The organism is Flagellimonas sp. 389, assembly GCF_018449435.1.
Taxonomy (GTDB): Bacteria; Bacteroidota; Bacteroidia; order Flavobacteriales; family Flavobacteriaceae; genus Flagellimonas.
In genome coordinates, this window is record NZ_JAHCMU010000003.1 from 94,819 (window position 1) to 119,737 (window position 24,919).

Annotated in this window: 22 protein-coding genes and 1 other RNA gene; 15 read left to right on the forward strand and 8 right to left on the reverse strand. The window is 38.1% G+C overall.

Annotation, left to right across the window (positions count from 1 at the left end; genetic code table 11):
- The first annotated feature begins 8 nt into the window (after positions 1 to 8).
- The 8 genes from KIM67_RS03655 (at position 9) to KIM67_RS03690 (ending at position 10,651) form a co-directional block, all read left to right on the forward strand.
- Positions 9 to 1,277, forward strand: a complete 1,269-nt coding sequence (locus KIM67_RS03655) for an adenylosuccinate synthase (RefSeq protein WP_213830009.1) — start codon at positions 9 to 11, stop codon at positions 1,275 to 1,277.
- 73 nt (positions 1,278 to 1,350) lie between these two features.
- The gene (locus tag KIM67_RS03660) at positions 1,351 to 3,051 is read left to right on the forward strand and encodes an OstA-like protein (RefSeq protein ID WP_213830010.1); all 1,701 of its coding nucleotides are present in this window, start codon (positions 1,351 to 1,353) and stop codon (positions 3,049 to 3,051) included.
- Entirely contained in the window at positions 3,051 to 4,247 is a 1,197-nt protein-coding gene (locus KIM67_RS03665; RefSeq protein WP_213830011.1) for an aspartate aminotransferase family protein, read from the forward strand. Before KIM67_RS03660 ends, KIM67_RS03665 begins: the two co-directional genes overlap by 1 nt.
- 86 nt (positions 4,248 to 4,333) lie before the next feature.
- Entirely contained in the window at positions 4,334 to 5,734 is a 1,401-nt protein-coding gene (locus KIM67_RS03670; RefSeq protein WP_213830012.1) for a tetratricopeptide repeat protein, read from the forward strand.
- A gap of 30 nt (positions 5,735 to 5,764) precedes the next feature.
- A complete protein-coding gene (locus tag KIM67_RS03675) occupies positions 5,765 to 6,682 on the forward strand; it encodes a DUF368 domain-containing protein (protein WP_213830013.1) in 918 nt (305 codons plus the stop codon).
- 14 nt (positions 6,683 to 6,696) lie between these two features.
- Positions 6,697 to 7,734 (forward strand): DUF368 domain-containing protein, encoded by a 1,038-nt coding sequence (locus KIM67_RS03680; RefSeq protein WP_213830014.1) that lies wholly within the window; start codon positions 6,697 to 6,699, stop codon positions 7,732 to 7,734.
- Positions 7,688 to 8,440: a shikimate dehydrogenase gene (locus KIM67_RS03685; RefSeq protein ID WP_213830015.1), complete on the forward strand. Its 753-nt coding sequence runs from the start codon at positions 7,688 to 7,690 to the stop codon at positions 8,438 to 8,440. Before KIM67_RS03680 ends, KIM67_RS03685 begins: the two co-directional genes overlap by 47 nt.
- Positions 8,441 to 8,581: 141 nt before the next feature.
- Positions 8,582 to 10,651 carry a DUF349 domain-containing protein gene (locus KIM67_RS03690; RefSeq protein WP_213830158.1) on the forward strand — a complete coding sequence of 690 codons (2,070 nt, stop codon included), beginning with the start codon at positions 8,582 to 8,584 and terminating at the stop codon, positions 10,649 to 10,651.
- 135 nt (positions 10,652 to 10,786) lie between these two features.
- Here KIM67_RS03690 and KIM67_RS03695 read toward each other — a convergent pair whose 3' ends face one another.
- The gene (locus tag KIM67_RS03695; protein WP_213830016.1) at positions 10,787 to 12,325 is read right to left on the reverse strand and encodes an IPT/TIG domain-containing protein; all 1,539 of its coding nucleotides are present in this window, start codon (positions 12,323 to 12,325) and stop codon (positions 10,787 to 10,789) included.
- Positions 12,326 to 12,514: 189 nt separating this feature from the next.
- Here KIM67_RS03695 and KIM67_RS03700 point away from each other — a divergent pair, with 189 nt between their 5' ends.
- Positions 12,515 to 13,459 (forward strand): hypothetical protein, encoded by a 945-nt coding sequence (locus tag KIM67_RS03700; protein WP_213830017.1) that lies wholly within the window; start codon positions 12,515 to 12,517, stop codon positions 13,457 to 13,459.
- Positions 13,460 to 13,536: 77 nt separating this feature from the next.
- Here the strand turns inward: KIM67_RS03700 and KIM67_RS03705 are convergent, their stop codons facing one another.
- From KIM67_RS03705 to KIM67_RS03725, 5 genes are all read right to left on the reverse strand, one after another.
- The gene (locus KIM67_RS03705; RefSeq protein WP_213830018.1) at positions 13,537 to 13,956 is read right to left on the reverse strand and encodes a CBS domain-containing protein; all 420 of its coding nucleotides are present in this window, start codon (positions 13,954 to 13,956) and stop codon (positions 13,537 to 13,539) included.
- A gap of 71 nt (positions 13,957 to 14,027) precedes the next feature.
- Positions 14,028 to 15,599 (reverse strand): ribonuclease Y, encoded by a 1,572-nt coding sequence (gene rny / locus KIM67_RS03710; protein ID WP_213830019.1) that lies wholly within the window; start codon positions 15,597 to 15,599, stop codon positions 14,028 to 14,030.
- 51 nt (positions 15,600 to 15,650) lie between these two features.
- A non-coding RNA gene (gene ssrS / locus KIM67_RS03715) (6S RNA) lies at positions 15,651 to 15,760 on the reverse strand.
- A gap of 54 nt (positions 15,761 to 15,814) precedes the next feature.
- Positions 15,815 to 16,108, reverse strand: coding sequence for a cell division protein ZapA (locus tag KIM67_RS03720; protein WP_163418298.1), 294 nt, complete (start codon positions 16,106 to 16,108; stop codon positions 15,815 to 15,817).
- A 15-nt stretch (positions 16,109 to 16,123) separates the two neighbouring features.
- The gene (locus KIM67_RS03725; RefSeq protein ID WP_213830020.1) at positions 16,124 to 16,414 is read right to left on the reverse strand and encodes a hypothetical protein; all 291 of its coding nucleotides are present in this window, start codon (positions 16,412 to 16,414) and stop codon (positions 16,124 to 16,126) included.
- 167 nt (positions 16,415 to 16,581) lie between these two features.
- Between KIM67_RS03725 and KIM67_RS03730 the strand changes: the two genes are divergently transcribed.
- From KIM67_RS03730 to KIM67_RS03740, 3 genes are read left to right on the forward strand one after another with little or no spacing between them, the layout of a single operon-like run.
- Positions 16,582 to 18,273 (forward strand): M23 family metallopeptidase, encoded by a 1,692-nt coding sequence (locus KIM67_RS03730; RefSeq protein ID WP_213830021.1) that lies wholly within the window; start codon positions 16,582 to 16,584, stop codon positions 18,271 to 18,273.
- A 50-nt stretch (positions 18,274 to 18,323) separates the two neighbouring features.
- Positions 18,324 to 20,747: a TonB-dependent receptor plug domain-containing protein gene (locus KIM67_RS03735; protein WP_213830159.1), complete on the forward strand. Its 2,424-nt coding sequence runs from the start codon at positions 18,324 to 18,326 to the stop codon at positions 20,745 to 20,747.
- Between the two features lie 9 nt (positions 20,748 to 20,756).
- A complete protein-coding gene (locus KIM67_RS03740) occupies positions 20,757 to 21,410 on the forward strand; it encodes a hypothetical protein (RefSeq protein ID WP_213830022.1) in 654 nt (217 codons plus the stop codon).
- Here KIM67_RS03740 and KIM67_RS03745 read toward each other — a convergent pair.
- Positions 21,407 to 22,555, reverse strand: a complete 1,149-nt coding sequence (locus KIM67_RS03745; RefSeq protein ID WP_213830023.1) for a cysteine desulfurase family protein — start codon at positions 22,553 to 22,555, stop codon at positions 21,407 to 21,409. The genes KIM67_RS03740 and KIM67_RS03745 overlap by 4 nt on opposite strands.
- A 112-nt stretch (positions 22,556 to 22,667) precedes the next feature.
- Between KIM67_RS03745 and KIM67_RS03750 the strand changes: the two genes are divergently transcribed.
- A complete protein-coding gene (locus KIM67_RS03750) occupies positions 22,668 to 23,648 on the forward strand; it encodes a hypothetical protein (RefSeq protein WP_213830024.1) in 981 nt (326 codons plus the stop codon).
- On the opposite strand, the gene KIM67_RS03755 is transcribed toward KIM67_RS03750, so the two are convergent.
- Positions 23,645 to 24,187, reverse strand: a complete 543-nt coding sequence (locus KIM67_RS03755; RefSeq protein WP_213830025.1) for a Smr/MutS family protein — start codon at positions 24,185 to 24,187, stop codon at positions 23,645 to 23,647. The two genes, KIM67_RS03750 and KIM67_RS03755, sit on opposite strands and share 4 nt — an antisense overlap.
- A gap of 95 nt (positions 24,188 to 24,282) precedes the next feature.
- Between KIM67_RS03755 and KIM67_RS03760 the strand changes: the two genes are divergently transcribed.
- The gene (locus KIM67_RS03760; RefSeq protein WP_250149136.1) at positions 24,283 to 24,585 is read left to right on the forward strand and encodes a DUF2752 domain-containing protein; all 303 of its coding nucleotides are present in this window, start codon (positions 24,283 to 24,285) and stop codon (positions 24,583 to 24,585) included.
- A 10-nt stretch (positions 24,586 to 24,595) separates the two neighbouring features.
- Positions 24,596 to 24,919: a CCC motif membrane protein gene (locus KIM67_RS03765; protein WP_213830026.1), complete on the forward strand. Its 324-nt coding sequence runs from the start codon at positions 24,596 to 24,598 to the stop codon at positions 24,917 to 24,919.

Sequence of the window (24,919 nt, forward strand, 5' to 3'; positions counted from 1 at the left end):
CACATTTCATGGTAGATTTATTGCTTGGACTCCAATGGGGAGACGAAGGAAAAGGAAAAATTGTTGATGTACTTACCAAAGATTATGATATTATTGCCAGATTTCAAGGTGGTCCCAATGCAGGGCATACTTTGGAGTTTGATGGCATAAAACATGTTCTACATACCATCCCCTCTGGGATTTTCCATAAAAATGCTGTAAATGTAGTGGGTAACGGAGTGGTCATAGACCCGGTTATTTTCAAAAAGGAATTGGACAATCTAGAAAAGTTTGAAATTGATATTATTTCCAAGCTTTTTATCTCCAGAAAGGCACATCTTATTCTACCAACACATCGCTTACTGGATGCTGCATCAGAGGCCGCAAAAGGAAAAGCCAAGATTGGGTCCACATTAAAAGGAATAGGCCCTACCTATATGGATAAAACGGGGAGAAACGGCATGCGTGTCGGTGATTTGGAATTTGATAATTGGGAAGCAAAATACCGTATACTGGCAGATAAACATGAGGCCATGATAGGATTCTACAATGTGGATATCCAATATGACCTTAAAGAGCTTGAAGCTGAGTTTCACGAAGGAATCGCTACGCTAAAGCAATTGCGATTCATAGACAGCGAAGAATACATTTTTCAAGCTCAAAAAGAAGGTAAAAGAATATTGGCAGAAGGAGCACAAGGTTCCTTATTGGATATTGATTTTGGAACGTATCCCTTTGTTACATCATCCAACACAACAGCGGCAGGAGCGTGTACCGGCCTGGGAGTAGCCCCAAATAAAATTGGTCGCGTTTTGGGAATTTTTAAGGCATATACCACAAGAGTTGGTAGTGGCCCCTTCCCTACCGAACTATTTGATGAGGACGGTGAGACAATGGGTCGTGTTGGAAATGAGTTCGGTGCGACTACAGGAAGACCAAGAAGGTGCGGATGGTTAGATTTGGTCGCCCTAAAATATGCAGTGCAAGTCAATGGTGTAACTGAGTTGATGATGATGAAAGCAGATGTACTGAGCGGATTTAAAAATTTAAAGGTATGTACTGCTTATAAGTACAAAGGTGAGGAAATTGAGCACCTGCCCTATAATATCGAAAGCGAAAATATAGTCCCGGTTTATAAGGAGGTGAAAGGTTGGTCAAAAGATTTGACCAAACTAACCAAAGCGGAAGAGCTTCCACCCGCTCTGAACGATTATATTTCATTTTTAGAGAAGGAATTGAATGTACCCATTAAAATAGTATCGGTTGGGCCAGACAGGCTGCAGACTATACATCGATGAGTTTTCCCAAACCTTTCTAAATCATTTTTACTGCTTTCCTTAAAAATCATACTTTTGGACAAAATTCAATGTATTGAAAAGAATTTTAATAGCTCTTTTTACATTTTGCCTCTATGTGGGCAATGCACAAGAACAAGAAAATACACCAGAAAGTAAGCAAATAAACATTGTCTACGGTGCAAATTTCACCAAAGATGAGGCACAATTTCCTGGAGCTTCCATATTTAGCAAAGATGATCAACGACAAGTTCAATTTGAGCATAAAGGTGCTGACCTATGGTGCGATATCGCTATTTTTTACTCTCAGGAAAATAGGCTTAGAGCTATTGGCAATGTGCGGTTACAGCAAGGGGATTCCATAGAAATGAACAGTGCAAAACTGGACTGGAACGGAGATACGAGTTTAGCCAAAGCATGGGAAAGTGTAGACCTGACAGATGGTAAAATGACCTTGACCACGGATACCTTGTACTTTGATCGCGAAAAACAAGTTTCGTATTATAACTCTGGGGGCAAGGTTGTAGATTCCGTCAATGTACTGACGAGTAAAATAGGTACGTATTTTACCGAGTTGAAAAAAGTACAGTTTAAAAGTGATGTCCATATCGACAATCCCGAGTACATCATAGACTCCGAACAATTGGACTATTACCGTGTTTCAAAAAACGCCTACATGTACGGTCCTTCTACGATTACAGGAGAAGAATATAAAATTTATTGTGAGCGTGGTTTTTATGATACTAAAATTGAACAAGGCTACGGCATCAAGAATACAAGGATTGATTATAATAACAAGATAATAGTGGGCGACAGTCTCTATTTTGACAAGACTTCTGAATTCGCATCGGCCACCAATAACATTCAAATTACCGATACTATAAACGATGGGGTCATTCGAGCCCATTATGCAGAGGTTTTTAAGGCCAAGGATTCTGTTTTTGCCACAAAAAGAGCCGTTTCAGTAAGCTTGGTAGAACAAGACTCCTTGTACATGCACGGAGACACCTTAATGGTGACCGGTAAGGCAGAAAGTCGCATTCTTAGGGCTTTTAGAAATGCAAAATTCTATAAAACGGATTTAAGCGGTAAATGCGATTCCATCCATTCCGAAGAAAAAACAGGGATTACCCAATTAATACGGAACCCCATCATGTGGAATGTTGAAAATCAGATAACCGGAGATAGTATTCATTTAATTTCAGATTTGGAGACCGAAAAATTGGATTCGCTCAAAGTACTGGAAAATGCTTTTATCATTTCCTTTGATACTATTGGTAAAGCTGGTTACAATCAAGCAAAAGGGAAAGATCTGTTTGGAAAATTCATCGAAAACGAACTTAAAATCATTGACTTGGTAAAAAACACCGAAGTAATTTATTACATGTACAATGATGACGATGAGTTAATCGGTATCGATAAAACCATTTGCAGTAAGATACGATTGCTAATGGCAAACAATGACATAGAGGATATCACCTTTTTTGTGAATCCGGATGGCGATATTTTTCCTGATAAAGATCTACCCTTAGAGAGTAGAAAACTAAAGGGATTCGTTTGGCGTGGGGATGAACGTATTTTAAGTAAGGACGATATTTTTGATGAGGATGACAACAATATAGAACTTGTTCCCATACGTGGTATTGAAAATCCAATAGATATTGATGCGGAGGAACAGGAACGTAGTAAAAATGAAAACGACCCAATTAACAATATTCCAAACTCGAAAGGCACAAAGCCTAAACAGATTACGGCTAAAAAGGTACAGAAACCCTGATGCTCAAAGATGATTTTTACACATACCAAACCCAGACTACCCCATACCCGCTTGGGCTAGAAGTTTCTCACGCTCTTGGCAGTTACATTTATGATTCGCAAGGTAATGCACACTTAGATTTTGTAGCTGGTGTTTCAGCTTGCAGCCTTGGACATTGTAATCCCAGTGTCGTTAATGCCATAAAAGAACAAACTGAAAAGTACATGCATGTCATGGTATATGGAGAGTATGTACAGCAACCAGCAGTGGAATACACAAAGCTCTTGGCTTCACACCTTCCTGAAAACCTTAAAACAACCTATTTGGTCAATTCTGGTACGGAAGCCATAGAAGGCGCTTTAAAATTAGCTAGAAGGTTTACCGGTCGTTCCCAGTTCATAGCCGCCCATCATGCCTATCATGGCAACACTATGGGAAGTTTGAGCATTATGGGTTTTGAGGAACGTAAAAGTGCATTTAGACCCCTAATCCCAGATGTCAACTTTATTGTGTTTAATAGACAGAAAGATTTAGAGGAAATCACTGAAAAAACAGCAGCGGTCATCCTAGAGACCATTCAGGGGGGAGCTGGCTTTATATTGCCAGAAAACGGATATCTAGAGCAAGTAAGACAACGTTGCAATGAAGTTGGGGCACTATTGATTTTGGACGAGATACAACCCGGATTCGGAAGAACAGGGAAACTCTTTGCATTTGAACATTTTAATTGTATACCCGATATTTTGGTCGTGGGTAAGGGTATGGCCTCAGGATTACCGGTTGGAGCTTTTATTGCCTCAAAAGAACTGATGGATACCTTACAAGACGCTCCAAAGCTTGGACATATTACCACATTTGGCGGAAATCCAGTAATCGCAGCTGCCAGCTTGGCAACATTAAGGGAACTAACTGAAAATCGCCTCATTCAAGAGACATTAGCGAAAGAAAAACTGTTCCGTTCCCTTTTGGTACACCCTTTGATTAAAAAGATACGGGGTAAAGGTTTAATGCTTGCTTTGCTATTTGAGGACGAAAAAATCGCCAACCATTTAGTGTTGACAGCGGCCAAAGAAAGGCTTATCCTTTTCTGGTTGCTTTTTGAACCCAGAGCAGTACGTATTTCGCCACCTTTAACGATTTCCATGAAAGAAATAACAGAAGGATGCGACAAAATAATGGCGATTTTAAAGGCATACAAACCAACAGCTGTTAACTAATTTGTTGATAACATACCCAAAATGCGGACTTAAAGATAAAGGCAAAGGGCTAATTTTAAGTCCATAGTGTAACCAATATACCTTCTATGGCATCAAATCCTAACGAACACCCAGACAAATCGATTAGTAAGTTTGAGTCTATGCTTAAGACGGATGACGTCTATTTTTTCGATGCTGAGGACTTTGAGGAAATCATTCACCACTATTTGAACAATGGCAAAGTTTCATTGGGCAAAAAAGCCATACAGATTGGTTTGGAACAACACCCTAACTCATCGGAATTAAAATTACTCCGTGTTGAAGTCTTGGTCTTTGAAGACCGATATGAAGAAGCGGAAAGGCTATTGGACGAACTTCAGAATATCAATTCCAACAACGAAGAGATTTACATCCAACGCGCCAATATACAATCAAAACAGGACAATCACCAAGAGGCCGTTAATCTTCTTATGGAAGCTTTGCACCTAACCGATGACAGTTTTGACATCCACTCACTTCTGGGAATGGAATATCTTTTTTTAGATGACTTTGAAAAGGCCAAACGCAGCTTTATGAGATGTGTGGACTTTGATGACAGTGACTATTCCTCACTCTACAATGTTATTTATTGTTTTGAATTTTTGGAAGACTTTGATGGTGCAATTCTGTATCTAAATACCTATTTAGAACGTAATCCTTATTGTGAGGTAGCTTGGCATCAATTGGGCAAGATGTACTATGCCATGGAAATGTACAAGGAAGCCCTGACAGCTTATGATTTTGCTATTATATCCGATGATTCGTTCATAGGTGCCTATTTTGAAAAAGGAAAGGTTTTGGAAAAGCTTGGAAGGCTCAATGAGGCCATTGAGAATTATGAGACTACGATTTCCATAGAAGATCCAACCTCACATGCTTACCTTAGAATAGGAAAGTGTCATGAAAAATTGGGCAACAATGATCTCGCCAAATACTACTACTACAGCACGGTCCACGAAGACCCTTTACTTGATAAAGGCTGGCTTGCTATAACCAATTTTCATTTTAAGTTGGAGAATTATGAAAAAGCCTTGTACTACATCAATAAGGCTATCAATATTGATGGTGAAAATCCTTTGTACTGGAAAAAGTGTGCAAAAATATATTTTGCGCTGAACAATTTTGATGAAGCTGATTTTGCCTACAAGCAAGCTGTCGATCTGGGCAATTATGAACACGATACTTGGCAGAACTGGGCAGATGTCCTAAAAAAAATAAAAGACTACAGTTCCTCCATTCAGGTTTTGGTGCAGGGTATTGAATTTTATCCAGAAAGCGCGGAACTTGCATACAAGCTTGCGGGCATTTACTTAAAAAACAATGAAATTCTGCTTGCAAAGGAAAAATTGACACATGCCATTCAGATGGATACCGAAAAATTACCCTTGTTCGAAGAAGAGTTTCCTGAATTTAACGAGATATCATGGTTACGGACCTTAGTCTCCGAAATCAAAAAAACGTCTACCTAATTTAAGGATTCCCTTATCTTAACATAGTTCATGAAAGTTCGTCAATTAATAGATTACGTGTTTATAGCGTTAAAGGGAATGGCAATGGGTGCTGCCGACGTAGTACCAGGGGTGTCAGGAGGCACGATAGCTTTTATTTCCGGTATTTATGAAGAGCTGATAAGTTCTATTAACGGTATAAGCCTTTCGCTCTTTAAAACGCTAAGAAAAGAAGGATTAAAGACTTTTTGGAATGAGGCCAACGGTAATTTTTTATTGGCACTTTTCCTAGGTATTTTTATCAGTGTGGTTTCATTGGCCAAATTCCTTAGTTGGCTATTGGAAAATAAGCCCATATTATTATGGTCGTTCTTTTTCGGACTTGTATTTGCAAGTATATTCTTTGTTGGGAAAGAAATTACCAAATGGAATTTTGGTACAATAAGTATTTTCCTAATAGGTGCCGTTCTGGCATTTTTTATTACAGAACTTCCCCCCAATGAGAATGTGAGCAGTCTTCCCTATCTCTTTCTATCTGGTGCTTTAGCGGTGTGTGCCATGATATTACCAGGTATATCCGGTGCTTTTATTCTTGTTCTATTGGGTTCGTACAAAACGATTCTTGATGCTGTTCATGAAAAAGATATAAAAATCGTAATTACAGTAGGTTTGGGTGCCATTTTTGGGCTCTTAAGTTTTGCTCGAATCTTAAAATGGATGTTCAATCACTATAAAAATATCACTTTGGCCCTGTTAACAGGCTTTATACTAGGGTCTTTAAACAAAATTTGGCCTTGGAAAAAAGTATTGGAAACCAGAACTTTTGGCGATAAGACCATAGTCATAGATGATATGAATGTGTGGCCATGGGCATTTGAAGGAGATAACCAACTAATACTTGCCTTAATCTTAGCTATAACAGGTTTTTCGCTTATTTTTATCTTGGAAAGATTTGCTTCCAAAAAATAAGGGTAGACTTCTGTATGCATCAGACTAGAACATTACTGGATAATATTTTCTTGATCATAAAGGGCCTTTGTATGGGAACAGCAAACAAAGTTCCCGGTGTTTCGGGGGGAATTGTTGCCTTTGTGGGCGGGTTTTATGAAGAATTTATTTATTCGCTGCAAAAAATTAATTCCAAGGCTTTAAAGTTGCTTTTAAATGGTAGGTTTAAGAGTTTCTACCAATACACCAACGGCCAATTTCTCCTATTGCTGATTTTTGGAATGCTGGTAAGTTACTTTAGCATTTCTAGGGTATTGGACTTTTTTTTAGAAAAAAATGAACTCTTTGTATGGGCTGCCTTCTTTGGGATGATCTTAGGCTCCATTTACTATATTTCCAAAGACTTTGACCATTGGAATAAACGAACCATAACTGCCGGAATCATTGGTTTAGCGATTGGCATTTCCATTAGTTTTCTAAACCCAGCTACCGAGAACGATAACCTTTTCTTTATATTTTTCTGTGGTATTATAAGTGTTTCGGGTATGACGTTGCCCGGGCTTTCCGGCTCTTTCATTTTAATCTTATTTGGAAACTATGTGCTTTTGTTAGTCGATTCGGTGAATGCGCTCTATGATACAATTTCCGAAGTGTTTTCTGGAGACTTAAGTTTTATGGACAACCCAGAGCGCATGCATACACTTAAGATATTGGGAATCTTTACCCTTGGTTCTGCAACAGGTTTAGTAACCTTCTCTCACTTGCTCAGTTATCTTCTTAAACACTATAAAGAAATCTCCACAGCGGTAATCGTAGGTTTTATTACAGGCTCGTTAGGTGTAGTGTGGCCTTGGAAACGAACCATTTATAAAACAGATGTATTGGGCAATGTACTGTTCGATTCCAACGGGGATAAAATCGTGCTCAATTACGAACGCTATTTCCCCAATTTGGGAAATCCAGAGACATGGTGGGCCATTCTTTTTGTAGTCTTGGGTATTTTAGTATTATTGATTTTGGATTGGTATGGAAAAAACAGAAAAGAAAGAGAACAGGTACGGACTACTGGGTAAGGATATATCCTATTCTTTTTCCAAAGGCCATTTTACGCAAAAATTCAAGGAATTAAAGCTAGATGACCATAGTTATGAAAACTTTGATCTTCCTAACATTTCCAATTTCAAAACACTTTTAGATCAAAATACACTAAGAGGTTTAAATGTTACCATACCCTACAAAGAACAGGTAATTCCCTTTTTAACGGAACTGGATGGTACGGCAAAACAAATTGGGGCCGTGAATACCATAAAGATTACAGAAAATGGTTTAAAAGGATTTAACACAGACTTTTATGGGTTTCAAAAATCGATAGAGCCCTATTTAAAAAAGCACCACACTAAAGCACTTATTCTCGGAACTGGAGGAGCATCAAAAGCCATAAGTTTTGTTTTGAAGGAACTTGGCATATCATATTCCTACGTTTCACGAACCAAAAAAGACAACCATTTTAGCTATGAAGAGTTAGATAAAGAAACGATTGAAACCCACAACTTTATCGTGAACTGTACACCATTGGGTACTTTTCCCGATATTGAAGAAAAACCTTCAATACCTTATCAATTTCTCAGCGAAAGACACTTTTTGTTCGATCTTATATATAACCCCGAAAAGACTGCATTTTTAAAGGAAGGTGAGAAAATGGAAGCCACTATTTGCAACGGACTGAAAATGTTGCAGTTACAAGCAGAAAAGGCTTGGGAAATCTGGAATACCAAATAAGGCTAAAAATTGTACTTTATTTTGTTCAATCCATACAGGGGCTTAACTTAAACAAAAGAAGCGTCGCTACTTTTGTAATTGGGTAATTTAGTTGTTAACTTGGCTATAATTATCATCAATCCAAAGGAAAAGACACTACTGATGCAGGAAAATGAACAAAAACTTCAGGAAACTGAAGGTGATGCTGAACTCAACCAGGAGAAAAGGATTAAAAAAGCGGAAGAAAGCCCCATTTCTGAGCCAAAAACATCCGATGATTCAGTACAAGACATAGAAGAAACACCAATTCCGTATACGAAGTCCAAAGAAAAGTCACCGGTCGAAGAAGAGCTCTCATCAAAAGAGGAGCTTTCCGAAACAGAGGAAACCGACGAGGCTATAGATGAGATAGAAGAATCCAATGCTGAGGATGCTGAGGATAAAGACAATGAGAAAAGGCACCATATCCCCTTGCTGGATTACCATGCAATGTCGATGGAGAATTTAGTTGGCGAATTACAGCGTTTGATAAGGAATGAGAAGGTACAGGCCATAAATAAGCATGCAAGTTCCATAAAATATGAGTTTGACCAAAAATTCCAAGAGTTTTTAGAGCATAAGAAAGAAGAATTTGTGGCCAATGGTGGTAATGAAATCGATTTTCGATATAATTCCGTTGCCAAAAGACAGTTCAATGAGGTGTTTGCTGAATTTCGTGAAAAACGAGACCAATATTATAAAAAGCTCGAACAGAACCTAAAGGCCAATCTTCAAAAACGATTAGAGATCATTGAAGAGCTCAAAGGTCTAATGAACGTTGAGGAAGATATCAATACAACTTATAAAAATTTTAAAGATTTACAGGAAAGCTGGCGCAATGCAGGGCCCATTCCAAGAAACAATTATAATGACGTGTGGCGTACTTACCATCACCACATGGAAATTTTCTATGATTTTTTACATCTTAACAGGGAGCTACGAGACCTAGATTTTAAACACAATCTCGAAGAAAAACTGAAACTGGTAGAACGCGCCGAAGCATTGGCGAACGAACCCGATCTAGGAAAAGCTTTTAGAGAATTACAAACACTCCATAAAATCTGGAAGGAAGATATAGGCCCGGTTGCCAAGGAACAGCGCGAAGAGGTGTGGGAGCGTTTTAGCAATGCCACGAAGGCCATGCACCAACGTAGACAAGAAAACTACCAAGAACTGGAAAAGGTCTACGAGCAAAATCTAGAAAAGAAACAAGGGATTATTGCCTCCATACTCCATATCTCGGAGAACGTTACCAATAATCACAAAGCCCTGCAACAACAGATTAAAGAGATTGAAGCATTACGGGAATCTTTTTTTAAAGCAGGTAAAGTTCCGCAAAAGGTGAACGAGCAAACATGGAGCACGTTTAAAGAAGCCGTTCGCAAGTTCAACCGAAATAAAAATTCTTTCTACAAAAATCAAAAAAAGGAACAGCACGACAACCTAGAAAAAAAACGGGCCTTATTGGATTTGGCTATCGCGCTCAAGGATAGTGATGATAAGGAAATGGCAACTCCTGAAATGAAACGTATCCAGAGCGAGTGGAAAAAAATAGGACATGTACCCCGTAAATATTCCGATAAGATCTGGAACGAGTTCAAAAATGCCTGTAACCACTACTTTAATAGGCTTCATGAAGAGAAGAATGAAGCTCAAAAAGAAGAGTATGCAAATTTTGAAAAGAAAAATGCATGTTTGGATAGACTTAAAGCTTTCCAGTTAAGTGGTGACCCTGAAAAAGATATTGTAAGCTTAAAAAAGTTTATTTCTGAATGGAAAACTTACGGACGCTTACCCTATAATAAAAAACACATCAACGGAAAGTTCAATAAAATCGTAGATGCTCTGTTTAAAAAATTGGGTGTTAGCAGGCAAGAGTCAGAATTACTTAGATATGGGGACAAAATGCAGCAATTGGCACATGATGACAATGATATGGCCATTAGCAAAGAACGAGCCTTTATCCGTAAAAAAATTGAAGAAAGTAAATCTGAAATCAGGCAATTGGAAAACAATCTACAGTTCTTCTCAAATGCTTCCGAGGACAATCCTTTGGTGAAAGATGTAATTAAAAATATTGACCAGCACAAACAAGCTTTGGAAACATGGAAAGCAAAGCTCAAGAAGCTCAATATCATACAGCACAACCGTGATAAGGAGGTCGAAGAAGGAAATAATACAGAGGAAGAGTAGTGATGAATTCAATCATTTAAATAAATGATTGAAAATAAAGGGTATTAGAAAGGTATAGCCATAAATTAATACATTGAGTTGTTCCAATATGTCTTTATCTAAAAATCGTTGCTAGAAAATAAAAACTACTTTTTACTAATAAACGAACACAGACCCCGCATAAGAAGCATCACCAACAGAAGGGAGCAATATTTGTGAATAATTTACCCATAGCGACGTATTTGTGCCATCACCCCCAGCTACATATATATCACCTTTATATAAAAAGACTGACACCGCATCGGATATGACGTTAGGATTAGGATTGGAAGGCATTTCCATTATAATCCCATTTTTCCAAATTACCGCCTTTTTGTCATACCTGCCTGCAATATAAATATCGTCACCATCTACAAAGACGGACCTAGCACTACTATACAATTCTTCATCTTCCGCTAATATAGTGGAAGTTATATTGCCCCCATCAGTATCCGCAGCCCAAGAGTTGGCGACAAAATTTCCAATCGCTCCTACTACATGAACAATCCCATCTTTCACGTAAATAGATGAAGCTGTATAGTTTTTACCAACATCGAAAGGAAAACTTTCCAGAATATAGCGTTCTCCGTTTTTCCAATACAGGACATTTTCTTCACCATCCGCTATCTCTTCCCCACATACATAAAAATCGTTACCATCCACAAAAACAGAACGTGCTATACCAGGGTTTATATCACTAATAAACACTTCCTCTCCATTTTTCCATATTTTGGGGATATAACCATTGTTGTTCCATTCACCTCCTGCAGCATATACATTGTCATTGGCAACATATACGGAAAGAGCTACAGCCCCCAATAGACCATCCGTAAGCTCCATATATACTTCTCCATTTTTCCATATTGTTGCTATTGCCTCAGTATTATTTATTTTGATATAGCCCGAAACATATACATCATCCCCATATACAAATACAGAATGTGCGGCAGATGGATCTTCTGACAACTGTTCTTCTACACCATTCGTCCATAGGGTAGCTATCCAACTTCCATCTAGCGAAATTTTACCTGCAACATATATTCTATAAATATCCAATACTTTTTCGCTCATGGCACTTTCCCCGTCTATAGTAACAGTAATAATACCTTTTTGTGCACCTGGAGGCACGACCGCAACAATGTCTCCGTTATCGTTTATGGTTATGTCATCTACCTCAATATTACCACCAAACATAATACCTACCACGTCTTTGTCATCACCAAAACTGGTTCCGCTTATGGTTATCTGTTCTCCTTCTTTAGCTTCCTTGGGATTAAAATCTGTTATTGAAGGTAATATATTGAAATACAATGGTTCACTGGACTCCCCATTTACTGTTAAAATCAAGTCACCGTCCTTGGCCCCTTGAGGCACAGTAACTATGACATTACCGCTTTCATCGAATACGACATGGGTGGTGACAATACCATTAAAGGATATTGAAATATCGTTTTTGTCACTACCCAGATTATCTCCAGAAATTATGACATCTAAACCAATTATCCCTTCTGATGGGGAAATATTTCTTATAGATGGTACCGCTTTCTCTTCTTCGGGATCAACAACTTCAGTTTTTGATGCATCGTCCTTACCGCAAGAATATAGGGCTATTCCAGTTACCAATATAATTAGAAATGAATAGGGAAACTTTTTCATTACAATAAATTGTTAGTTCATAAACAATTTATGCATATTCAATGGTTTAGGGTTCTTAGAATTGACCAATGCCACTTTTGAATTGATGAATAGTCTTTTGGTACAAAATGTTACTGTTAAAAGCAGGTCAATCCAAGTAAATTAACGCAACCTATTTTTACAAGAGCGTCTTTGGAATAAAGCTTCGTTATGAATAGATTCAAAATATTCTTGGGATTTATCCTTTTAGCTCTAATTTCCTGCTCAGAGGAAGAAATTACTAAAACTGATTCCATTACGGATCCCGATACGGATTCGGAAGTACCTTTTGAGTATAAATTCGAAAAACAAAGTTTTACGCATGCATTGACGAATACCGCTGTTCCCTACCGTCTTTTTGAACCAAAAAATGCTGAGGGTTCCAACACTAAATTCCCTTTGATCATAGCATTGCACGGAGCTGAATACTTTCTCACGCCCGAAGATGATTTTTTGAACATAGACTATACTGGCTATATGGCCTTGGCATGGATAGAAAAAGAAAATCAGGAAAAGTACCCTGCCTATGTTGTTGCTCCACATCTTCACGAAGCCCTTTGGGAAAATAACGAGGATTATTTTGGATGGTCAAATACCGCTTCTTCCGATTTTGTAGAAAAATTGTTGGACCATCTTATCAAAACAGAAAACATTGATACGAACAGGATCTACATTACCGGTCATTCCATGGGAGGCGATGGAACTTGGTATTTAGGCGCAAAGCTACAGGATAGAATAGCTGCCATCGTCCCTTTAAGTAATGCTGTGAGTGAATCAACTATGTCATTTGTCAAGAGCAAGATTGAAAACGGAACTTTTGAAACTTTACCCATATGGAACTTTATTCATAGGAACGATAATGGAGCAGTTTATTCACAAGAGCTCTTTACCACATTTGAAGCCAATGGTCATGATAACGTATATACCCATAAAGTTGGGGGTGTGGATTATGACTTGACCACTGAAGAAATTCTTGCAGAAATCAATGATGGCAAGCTACGCTTTCATACAGAATATAGCTATTCATGTGACTTGGCATATTGTCATTTCGCAATGGGCAAAGCCCTACGAGAACCTTTTTTATTTGAATGGCTCTTCAAGCAAAAAAGAAAGTGAAAACACAGGTCATACAGGTATGTGGAGACTACCCATTACAAATTATCGACCAATACCAGCCGTGAATATATTTTGCATCAATATAGGTCCAACAAGTAGTTTATAAGATCGGTGGTTGTAACAATACCTACAAGTTTTCCTTCGTCTACAACAGGTACCGCATGAAACTCTTTTTGTGCAAGAAATTGTGCAACTTCTTTTATGGTGGTGTTGGACGACACGCTCACTACATCTCTTGCCATTACCTGCGATATGGTAAATAAGTTGTAGACCATGGTATCTACTGTTTCTTCGTCTTCATCCACGGCATCGGCGAAACTTATTCGCAAGAGGTCTGTGTAACTTAACATGCCAACAACCCTATCCTTATCTACCACTGGGATATGTCTAATGTTGTGTTTTTTAAAGAGTTCCTCTGCACTTACCAAGTCATTGTCTACTGTAAGTGTAATAAGGTCTTTTGTCATTATTTCGGAAACTGGGACTCGCTTTCTCATCTTTGATAGTTTTAATATATCAATGAAGTTAGCCAGTTCCCGTTTAGAAAAGTATGATAATTGTCAGCGAATTATTTGGCAACGTTTATAGATCGGGTCTCTCTGATTACCGTAACTTTTACTTGACCAGGGTATGTCATATCCGTCTGAATTTTTTGGGAAATCTCAAAAGATAATTCGGCAGCTTTATCATCGCTTACCTTTTCGCTTTCAACAATTACCCGTAGCTCTCTACCTGCTTGTATGGCGTATGCTTTTTGGACTCCATGAAATCCAAATGCAATATCTTCCAAGTCCTTTAATCTTTGGATATAGGAATCCAAAACCTGTCTTCTGGCTCCTGGTCTGGCTCCGCTAATGGCATCGCATACCTGTACTATTGGAGAAACCAGTGTATTCATTTCTATCTCATCGTGGTGGGCTCCAATAGCATTACATACCTCTTTGTTCTCACCATATTTTTGAGCCCACTGCATTCCTAGTATTGCGTGCGGTGTTTCTACCTCTACTTCGGTATTAGGAACTTTACCAATATCGTGCAATAATCCTGCACGCTTGGCGATTTTAGGATTGAGGCCCAATTCTGCAGCCATTACACCACAAAGTTTGGCCACTTCCCTTGAGTGTTGCAATAGATTTTGCCCATACGAAGAACGATACTTCATGCGCCCCACCGCTTTTATCAATTCAGGATGGAGTCCATGTATTCCTAGATCGATTACGGTACGTTTGCCAATTTCAACAATTTCTTCATTGATTTGTTTTTCCGTTTTTTTTACGATTTCTTCAATACGTGCAGGGTGTATTCTACCATCCGTAACAAGTCGGTGCAAGGAAAGTCGCGCAACTTCCCTTCTAACAGAATCAAAACAAGAAAGGATAATGGCCTCTGGTGTATCATCGACTATAATCTCTACGCCGGTAGCAGATTCAAGAGCGCGAATATTACGCCCTTCCCTACCAATAATACGACCTTTAACATCATCAGATTCCAAATTGAAAACGGACACACAATTTTCCACCGCTTCCTCCGTCCCAATACGCTGAATGGTATTGATAACAATTTTTCTTGCCTCTTGCTGTGCAGTTAATTTAGTCTCCTCCAAAGTAGTTTGAAGGTATGCCATTGCATCTGTTTTAGCTGTTTCTTTAAGGGATTCCAGCAATTGACTCTTCGCATCTTCTGCAGAAAGGCCAGAAATCACTTCTAACTGTTGTACTTGGCTCTTGTGCAATTTATCTACCTCTGACTGCTTTTTGTCAAGAATCTCACTTTTATAATTGATATCCTTGATTTTCTCCTGAAGTTCATCGTTCAATTTTTTGCTTCTAGCGAGTTCGTTGCTGATTTGGGATTCTTTATCTCGTGTACGTTTTTCAGCTTCGGCAATCTTCTTATCCTTGTTTATAATAACTTTTTCATGTTCTGCCTTCAATTCCAAAAATCGCTCTTTGGCCTGAAATATCTTATCTTTTTTTATACTTTCCCCTTCTTTATTAGCTTCTTTTAAAATATCCTGGGCTTCCTTTTTGGCACCGGAAATGGCTTTTGCAGCCTTACCCTTTTCCATCATCTTGGCGATCACAAAACCTATCGCCACGCCTACTACAGCTGCCACAATAATTAATATAGTGTTATCCATGTTGATTATGTTTGGTTAAAAAAAAAACCCACATTGGCCGAAGTTTTGTACAAACTCCTAAATACAGGTTTAGGGCTAACAAGCTGCTCAAGAATCCCTATACGAGTAGGGCCCGCTTTTACAACTTAAACTCACCCTTTTTAAATCTAATAATGTTGAGTTTGTCAAAAAATAATTACCAATGTGGGCAGTAACAATAATTTATTTATAAGAACTTATTCGCCAAGCTTAGAATGAACCAAATCGTTTAGAGCCCTTAAGCGCTCAAATGCTGCTTTGGTGTTTTCAGAACGGTCAATTCCACCTTGCTCAATTTTAGAGGCAAATTGTAATGCACACATGGCCAACACATCTTGTTTGTCACGCACTGCATAGTTTTGCTCAAATTTTTTGGCCAAATTATCTATATTCTTTGCCGCTTTTCTTAATCCCTCTTCTTGTTTGGGATCTATTGTCAGAGGGTATACCCTATCTGCAATGGAAAGCTTTATTTTGAGCTTCTCCTCCATATTTCTGTTAACGAACTAATCTGCAAGCTTGGCGATGCAAACGTCCAGTTCGCGAATTAATGTATTTATTTTAAGCTTAGCTTCTGTTTTACTTGTATTACTACCCAACATTGTGTTTGCCATTTTAAGGGAATTATATTTTTCTTCCCAGTCCGTTACGGCGTACTGTTTACTTTGATTTTCTTGTTTTGCAAGGTTCAACTCTTCTTTTAACTTGGTATTGGATTGCTGCAACAATTCTAACTTGTGCAGCAACTTGCTTACCTTATTTTCCAAAGAATCAACAATTTCAACTAGTTCGCCCATATGCAAACAACAATGCGTATTACACAAAGTTAACCAACCTTGCCTAACCTCGCAATACTTTTGGGATTTATTCTTAAAGTATTGCTTTAAGGTGTTTCAAAGCTTTACAAAAGCCTTTTTACAAATCAAAACATTGGTTACTTTCGTAAGTAATTATAAACTATCGTATGCGCTTTCATTTTTTTGGAGTTGTTTTTCTACTCTCCATGTCCCTTTTCTCCCAAAAAGAATATCCACAAGATGTATTTGGCTCCCCTCTAGAAATACCTTTGATTTTATCCGGCACGTTTGGTGAACTACGGTCCAATCATTTTCATTCCGGTATAGATATAAAGACACAAAGGCGAGAGGGGTTACCTGTGCTCACTATTGCAGATGGTACGGTAACCCGAATTAAAGTATCGCTATGGGGGTATGGAAAAGCATTATACATTGCTCACCCCAATGGGTATACGTCTGTGTATGCACACCTCCAAAAGTTTAGTCCGGAGATTGAGGCATACATTAAAAAAATCCAGTACAAGAAACAATCTTATGAAGTCGAGGTTTTTCCTGATTATGGAGAATTAAAGGTCATTAAGGGGAATACCATAGGGTATTCCGGTAATTCTGGTGGTTCCGCTGGCCCACATCTACATTTTGAAATACGAAGCAGCGTTACCGAAAAGCCTACCAACCCACTTTTATACGGCTATGAAGTTAGAGATGCAACCAACCCCACCCTTTTAGGACTTTTTGGATATCCTTTATCCGATGGAGCAGTGCTAAATCAGAGTGCAGAAAAAATTCAACTTAACTTTACCAAACAGCCAGACGGTTCTTTTTTAGCCGATAAGGTAACCGCCATAGGAACTATTGGTTTTGGTTTTAACGGATTTGACCGCCAAGATCTGGCCGCAAATCAAAATGGAGTATACTCGGTGAGACAAACGGTAAATGGCAAAACATACTCCGAGTATGATTTTGAAACGTTTTCATTTACAGAAACAAGATATATCAACACCCTTATCGACTATGTCCATTTTGGAAAGTATAGACAACGAATCCAAAAATGTTTTAAAGAACCACATAACAGACTCGCCATATACAAAACGTTGCATAACAACGGTAAAATAGAGGTCAAAGATGGACTTTCTTACGCAGTACAAATCACCATATCCGATTTTCATGGAAACACTACCGAGCTCCGTATTCCCGTAGAAGGAAAAAGAGAAACTGTCAAGGTAAATAAGGATATTTCCAAAACCACCGATTTTATCATTGCGGACAAGCCCAATAATTTTGATTTGGGAGCTGCGAAGGTCTACTTCCCATCCAACACATTTTATAAGGATTTTTATATCGATTTAAAAAAAGGGAAGGATACTGTTCAAATACATGATAACAGCGTGGCCGCCCATAGAAATTTCACGATTAGTTTTGATGTATCCAAATATTCGTCCGAAGAAAGAAAACAACTATTTATAGCTCGTCTTGATAGCAAGAACAAGCCCAGACACTCAAGAACGTACAAAAGGGATGGTTCCTTTACTACGCGAACCAAAACATTCGGTACCTATACTCTTGCCAAGGACAGCGTACCACCAACCATAAAGGCAAGAAACTTTAAAGAAAAACAATGGTTGAGCAATTACAGTTATTTAAGCTTGGAAATTGCAGATGACCTAAGCGGTGTTAAAACATATAATGCCACATTGAACGGTGAATGGATTCTTATGGAATATGAGCCTAAAACAAAAACGCTCACCTACAATTTTGACGACAAGATATTGAACAAGACCCAATGCGACCTAAAGGTTGTTGTTACTGATAATGTTGGTAATAGGAGTACTTTTAAATCTACCTTTTTTAGAAAATAGTGTATTTGACCCATCCAAAACCTTTAACTGCAATTTTCTTCTTTCTTTGGATGGCTACAGGCATTGGTCAAACAGCCAATTTGGTCGGTACGGTTTTGGACGAGAACAACAAACCACTATCAGATGTAAACATATCAACAGGAAAAATAGGCACTACCACCAGTGCAAACGGGTATTTCTTGCTCGAATTGACCGCAGATATTAAGAACACCATCACATTTTCCCATCTTGGGCACAAGGATATTGTTTTGAAAAACCTGGTCTTGACCACAAACGAAACCTTTGAGTTTAATCCTGTGATGAAAGCGACAGTAATTCAGGTTGCTGGCGTAGAAGTTTCCCCTACAGGAAAAAAAAGTGTGGAGGGTATCACTACGATTCCTCCAGAAATTATCAGGAATATTCCAGGAGCCAATGCCGGAGTAGAGAATATCCTTAAACTCCTGCCCGGAGTATCATTTAATAATGAATTGAGTACACAATACAATGTGCGCGGCGGTAATTTTGATGAGAATCTGGTCTATGTCAACGGAATAGAGGTATATCGCCCTTTTTTGGTACGTTCTGCACAACAAGAGGGATTAAGCTTTGTAAACAGCAATTTAATTTCTGAACTGGAATTCTCTGCAGGTGGATTTCAGGCAAAGTATGGTGACCGGTTATCTTCGGTTCTGGATATCACCTATAAAAATCCTGTTGGTTTTGGATTGCGTGTGGACGCAAGTCTTCTAGGAGCAAGTACTACTTTGGAAACTGCTTCCAAGAACAAAAGATTTACAAGCATTACAGGAGTTCGCTACAGGGATAATAGCCTATTTGTGAACAGTCAACAAACAGAAACCAATTTGACACCAATCTTTGTAGATGTACAGAGCTATTTAACTTATCGCTTCTCAAAAAAATTTCACCTCAATTTTTTAGGTACCTATTCAATAAACGATTATCAGAATGAACCCTTGACCAGACAAACCAACTTTGGAACTATTAATGACCCTAGAGCTTTATTGGTTTTTTATGAAGGTGAAGAAAACAACAAGTACAACAATGTTCTTGGAGCCTTAAAAGCAGATTATATCGTTAACGACAATACCAAAATAGACATTACAACATCTATTTATCATTCACAGGAAGAGGAGTTTTCAAATATTATAGCTTCTTATGAACTGGCAGAAATCGATACCGATTTTGGAAGTGAAGATTTAGGAGAAGTATCAAATCCAAGAGGAATCGGTTCTCAATTCAATAGGGCAAGGAACCAATTGGACGTCCTTATTTTTAATCTTTCGCACAGGGGAAAATATAACAAAGAGGGACGGTCTTTGGAATGGGGCCTAAAATTTTCCCGCGAAGATATCCGTGACCAACTTAGGGAATCTGAATTCATAGATTCTGCCGGCTTTTTTATTAGACCACGAGCACCAGAATTTGTGAATAATCAACCAGAGGAGCCATTTACGGGGGATATTACTGCTTTTGAAAGTGTACAAGCGACCAATATTGTAAAAACAAACCGATTTTCTGGATTTGCACAGTACGACCAACAAACAAAGCTTGGTAAACATGATGTTTATTTCAATCTTGGAATCAGGGCACAACATTGGATTTTAAGTGGTCAAGGATTCTCCAAAAACTCGCAAACACTATTTAGTCCCAGGGGCCAATTTTCCATAAAACCGGATTGGAAAAAGGATATATTGTTCCGATTTGCCATTGGGAGTTACCAACAACCTCCTTTTTATAGGGAATTACGTGATATTACGGGTACAATCAATCCAAATGTGGAAGCGCAAAAATCCGTCCACTATGTTTTGGGCAGTGAGTTTAGTCTTAATCTTTGGGATAGACCTTTTACGCTTATTAGTGAAGCATACTACAAGGACTTGGACAATGTAAACACCTACACTATAGAAGATGTTAGGATACGGTATGCTGCTGAAAATAATGCATCGGCCTACGCATATGGGTTCGATTTTAGATTGACCGGAACTTTTGTGCCCGGGGCCGAGTCATGGGTAAGTTTAGGATATCTTCAAACCGAAGAAAACATTGATAATAGGGGCTTTATTTCGAGACCTACGGACCAACGTTTAAAGTTTGCCGTTTTGTTTCAGGATTATATGCCCACTATTCCAAATCTAAAGCTCTATCTAAATCTGGTTTATAACACTGGGGTTCCAGGTGGATCACCAAATAATATCGACCCATATGATTTTCAGAATAGATTAAGAGATTATAGAAGGGCTGATATGGGAATTTCCTATATTTTTGCGGACAGAAACAACCAATACCCAAAAGGACACTGGTTGCACGGATTTAAGGAATTTAGCGCAGGTTTTGAAATTTTCAACGTATTCAACAACCAAAATTCCATTACAAATACATGGATAAGGGATGTGGACACGCAACGACAATTTGCAGTTCCCAATTTTCTTACAAGCCGTATTCTGAACATTAAATTTGGAATGCGTTTCTAAACTATGCTGATGAAAAAGATTATAGTATGTATTGCTCTTGTAACCGTAGCTTTTGGTACAGCGCAAAAAAACATCTACGAAAACAGAAAGTTTGATGAATTGACCAAGGACCACAAAATCTTGGCCATTGTTCCATTTATTGCCAGCTTGGATTTAAAACGAGATGTAAATCAGTTGGAATTGAAAGGATTGGCTAAAAAAGAAGGGTATGCAGTCCAAAATGCCTTGGAAACCTATTTTTCAAAACGGAAAAAACGGAAAAAGTTTAACGTAGAGTTCCAGAACATAGAAGACACCAACGCCATTTTGAACCAAAACGGAATCACCTATGATAATTTGGATATCTACACCATCAACGAATTGACCAAAATCCTAAAAGTTGATGGGATTATAAGTGGTAACCTAAATCTGAATATTCTACTTTCCAAAGGTGTTCCTACCGACTTTAATCTTTTGGATTACTTTAGTGGAGATGCCAATTACGGCAGAATAGGCGTTAAAGTAAGTGATGGCGATTCTGGAAAGCTTTTATGGAAATACGAAAAAGCCATTACCAAAAAAACCGGAAAAAATACTACCGAGTTGATTGATAGAATGATGAAATTAGCCTCTCGTAGATTCCCTTACGATAAAGAAAAGAAACAACGAAAGAACAAAAGCTAACTTTCGGCAAACTCTTTTAAGACTTCAATAGTATAATCAAGTTCTTCTTTTGTATTGTATTTGGAAAAGGAAAATCGTAAGGACGGTTTTTCCAATTCCTTTTCAGGTAGAATTTCCGTTAACACATGTGACCCCATATTGCTTCCAGATTGGCAGGCACTCCCTTTGGAACAAGCAATACCCTTCATATCTAAATGAAAAAGCAACATCAATCCTTTTTGTTTGTCAAAAGGAAGACGCACATTCGTTAAAGTATAGGTGCTTTTTTCTAAATCATCAGAAAACCCATTGAAGCCTACTTCTGGAATCTCCCTCTTTATTTTTTCTACGAAATAGCTTTTTAATTCTTTTACAAATTTCGTCTCGTTTTCCAGATTATCGTACGCTTTCAAAAAAGCCTCCTCCAGCCCTACAATATTATGAAACGGTTCTGTCCCCGCTCTAAAGCCGCGTTCTTGGGAACCCCCAAAAATCATTGGCTTTAAGCCCGAGTTTTTTCTAATGAAAGCGAAACCAATCCCCTTGGGGCCATGGAATTTATGCGCTGCTGCCGTAAAAAAATCAATTGGTGTTTTTTGAACATCCCAAGCGTAATGTCCTACGGATTGAACCGTATCTGAATGAAAAAGAGCTTTATGTTCCTTACACATTTCTCCAATAGCGTCAATGTCGATAATATTACCAATCTCGTTATTAACATGCATCAGGCTCACCAATTTTTTTGAGTCATCTTTCGTCAACAAATCTCTTAAATGCTCTAATACCGGATTTCCATTGACATCCAAATCCACAAATTGTAACGAGATATTATACTCTTTTTCCAATTCTTCAGCAGTATGGAGTACTGCATGATGTTCAATTTTGGATGTGATAATTGTCGTAACCCCCAAATCCCTGACCGCACAACGCAAAATCATGTTATCAGCCTCTGTACCACCAGAGGTAAAGATTATCTCTGATGCTTGGGCATTCAAAATCTTTGCAATGGCTTTACGGGCTTTTTCAACTGCGGTTTTGGCAGACCTACCATAACTATGGGTTGAGGAAGGATTTCCGTAAAATGAGACAAGTGCCTCCTGCATTCTTGCAATAACCTCGTCTCTTACCTGAGTAGTGGCTGCATTATCCAAATACACTTTTTGCATGGTCGGTTTATTGAATTTTGATGGTCTCAAAAATAAGCGAAATAAAGTTAATTTCTTTTAAAGTATAGGTAAGGGTTAGGCTATTAAAATGGAATTCCTTTAAATTTGGCACATGAGAAATATTTTCCTCCCAATCCTATTTTTATGTTCGCTATATTCTTGTGGCGATGGAGATTTACAAATAGAGTCGCTTGATTTTGATGAAGGTTCTATCCAATTTTGTGATGAAGGCCAAGAAGATACGGAGACCACTTTACTCTTTAAAATCAATAATGACGAAACATTGATATTGGACCTACAAGCAAATATTATTGAGAATGCCCCATCCGATGATCCCATTCTTAGCAGTATACCCACACAATCAGATTTAACGTACCGTCTTTTCTCGGACGATGTTACCCAAGCCTATTTTTGTGATGAGATTCCTCCTTCAACGCCTACCGTGATAGAAGAAATAGGTGCTACGGGCGGGACTGTTCAGATTATAAGTACACTCGACACAGTATCACGAACCTCCAAGGTATACAATCATGAAATCAGAATTTTAGAAGTCACTTTGGTTAATAGTAAAGGTGAGAGTTTGACCGATCAGACAGGTATAGATTTTGGCGAGTATACTACAACCGAAGATAGTAGTGTTGCACAGATTTTTGCAAATTTTGAGGCTATTACCATCAATTCTTGTGAAGATACAGGTGAAAATACGGTACTGACCAAGATTTTAAATGATGAATATCTTACTTTGACCATCCCTACCAGTCTTTTGGCCAATTCTGAAACTGGTGATACCCCTAGGGAGGCAACCTTGTCCGAGAGCATCATATTCAAAAATGGTACAGCCTTAGCGTCGGTAACAGCAGATAGCGTTTGTGCTGGGGTTGCAGCAACAGATCTTGAAAATGAATTTTCCACGACAGAAGGGACAGTATCCGTAACGACAACAGCATCAGAGCCAAATACCGAAGGTGTGATTACGTACACGCACACTATTTCGCTTTCCGATTTTACCCTTCAGGATTTGAACGAGGCAAATGCTGGTACTTTTGAAGAGGAGCCTTATGTTTTTGGGACGTTCACGACTACGAGCAGCTAACTGTTTTGAAAAATATAAACTTCGGTAGCTCCCAAGCCATATTTTTGGTAATCGGCATCGTAGAATTTTAAATTGTCATATCTGTTGAAGAGATAATGTAGCTCTTCTTTTAGAATACCCTCTCCTACACCATGAATAAAAACGACTTTTTGAATGCGTTTTTTTATGGCGAAATCCAATTGCCTTTTTGCAGTTTCTAACTGTAGATTAAGCATATCAAAGTTTGTAAGTCCTTTGGCAGACCTTACTAATTGATTAATATGGAGATCAACCTCCATTTTAGGCAAATTTCTTTCTTTTTGCTTAGCAAGCCTACCAAACCTTTTCTTTGGAAGTTCTTTTTCTTTTTTTATTTTTTCGACCTCGTACCCAGTAACTCGGATATCATCACTGATCTTAACCAATTCCTTCATGGAATATTCCATTGGAAAGCCATCTGTAGTAATTATAGTCACTCGCGCGCCTTCAATACCACTTATCTTACCGGATATGTCTTCATCTAAAACTTCGACCTGATCACCTATCTTAAAGACTGCCACGTATATTTATATCTAAAAAAAATTAGAAAACTTTAACAATCGCAAAAATAGTAGTATTTTTCTCGACAGTAATGATTGTTATGCATCAACAACCTATGCTGGTATCATTGGATACTAGGGAATTTATGCTGCCATGCCTAAATAAGCAGTTATTTGGCGTGGAATGCCCTGGCTGTGGTGTACAACGATCTTTGGATTTATTGCTACATGGAGAGTTTTTAGCTGCATTTAAAATGTATCCGGCCATTTATTTCATCCTAATACTCCTTCTTTTTTTGATTTCAAATACCTTTTTTAAAATCAAGTACGGTTATCAAATCAAGTTATTCTTGATGCTGCTTACCGGGATAACCATTGTAGTCAGTTATATTGTAAAAATGAACAATTTTATAAACTAAAGTTTAAATTATGGAAAAACAAAAACTACCCAATTCAACACTAATATTGGTCTTCGGAATCATTTCGATTGTAACCTGTTGCTGTTACGGAATAATAGGTTTGATTTTTGGAATAATAGCCGTGGTATTGGCTAAAAAAGCAACAGCTCTTTACATGGAAAACCCTGAAAATTATGAAGGATTCAACAATGTAAAAACAGGTAAGATATTAGCAATTATAGGTATAGTGTTAAATGTACTCTATTTAGGATACACGATATTCCTGTTCAGCACATTAGGATTGGAAGGGATACAAGAAATGCAAGAACAATTGCTAGAACAGTACGGCGGTTAA

Bases quoted from the DNA above. Each gene is read 5' to 3' on its own strand.
- KIM67_RS03730 (WP_213830021.1), top strand. From the start codon at position 16,582: ATGCGCTTTCATTTTTTTGGAGTTGTTTTTCTACTCTCCATGTCCCTT.
- KIM67_RS03765 (WP_213830026.1), top strand. From the start codon at position 24,596: ATGGAAAAACAAAAACTACCCAATTCAACACTAATATTGGTCTTCGGA.
- KIM67_RS03720 (WP_163418298.1), bottom strand. From the start codon at position 16,108: ATGGAGGAGAAGCTCAAAATAAAGCTTTCCATTGCAGATAGGGTATAC.
- KIM67_RS03675 (WP_213830013.1), top strand. From the start codon at position 5,765: ATGAAAGTTCGTCAATTAATAGATTACGTGTTTATAGCGTTAAAGGGA.
- KIM67_RS03655 (WP_213830009.1), top strand. From the start codon at position 9: ATGGTAGATTTATTGCTTGGACTCCAATGGGGAGACGAAGGAAAAGGA.
- KIM67_RS03695 (WP_213830016.1), bottom strand. From the start codon at position 12,325: ATGAAAAAGTTTCCCTATTCATTTCTAATTATATTGGTAACTGGAATA.
- KIM67_RS03705 (WP_213830018.1), bottom strand. From the start codon at position 13,956: ATGAGAAAGCGAGTCCCAGTTTCCGAAATAATGACAAAAGACCTTATT.
- KIM67_RS03760 (WP_250149136.1), top strand. From the start codon at position 24,283: ATGCTGGTATCATTGGATACTAGGGAATTTATGCTGCCATGCCTAAAT.
- KIM67_RS03745 (WP_213830023.1), bottom strand. From the start codon at position 22,555: ATGCAAAAAGTGTATTTGGATAATGCAGCCACTACTCAGGTAAGAGAC.
- KIM67_RS03735 (WP_213830159.1), top strand. From the start codon at position 18,324: ATGGCTACAGGCATTGGTCAAACAGCCAATTTGGTCGGTACGGTTTTG.
- KIM67_RS03700 (WP_213830017.1), top strand. From the start codon at position 12,515: ATGAATAGATTCAAAATATTCTTGGGATTTATCCTTTTAGCTCTAATT.
- KIM67_RS03665 (WP_213830011.1), top strand. From the start codon at position 3,051: ATGCTCAAAGATGATTTTTACACATACCAAACCCAGACTACCCCATAC.
- KIM67_RS03670 (WP_213830012.1), top strand. From the start codon at position 4,334: ATGGCATCAAATCCTAACGAACACCCAGACAAATCGATTAGTAAGTTT.
- KIM67_RS03750 (WP_213830024.1), top strand. From the start codon at position 22,668: ATGAGAAATATTTTCCTCCCAATCCTATTTTTATGTTCGCTATATTCT.
- KIM67_RS03725 (WP_213830020.1), bottom strand. From the start codon at position 16,414: ATGGGCGAACTAGTTGAAATTGTTGATTCTTTGGAAAATAAGGTAAGC.
- KIM67_RS03680 (WP_213830014.1), top strand. From the start codon at position 6,697: ATGCATCAGACTAGAACATTACTGGATAATATTTTCTTGATCATAAAG.
- rny (WP_213830019.1), bottom strand. From the start codon at position 15,599: ATGGATAACACTATATTAATTATTGTGGCAGCTGTAGTAGGCGTGGCG.
- KIM67_RS03690 (WP_213830158.1), top strand. From the start codon at position 8,582: ATGCAGGAAAATGAACAAAAACTTCAGGAAACTGAAGGTGATGCTGAA.
- KIM67_RS03740 (WP_213830022.1), top strand. From the start codon at position 20,757: ATGAAAAAGATTATAGTATGTATTGCTCTTGTAACCGTAGCTTTTGGT.
- KIM67_RS03685 (WP_213830015.1), top strand. From the start codon at position 7,688: ATGGAAAAAACAGAAAAGAAAGAGAACAGGTACGGACTACTGGGTAAG.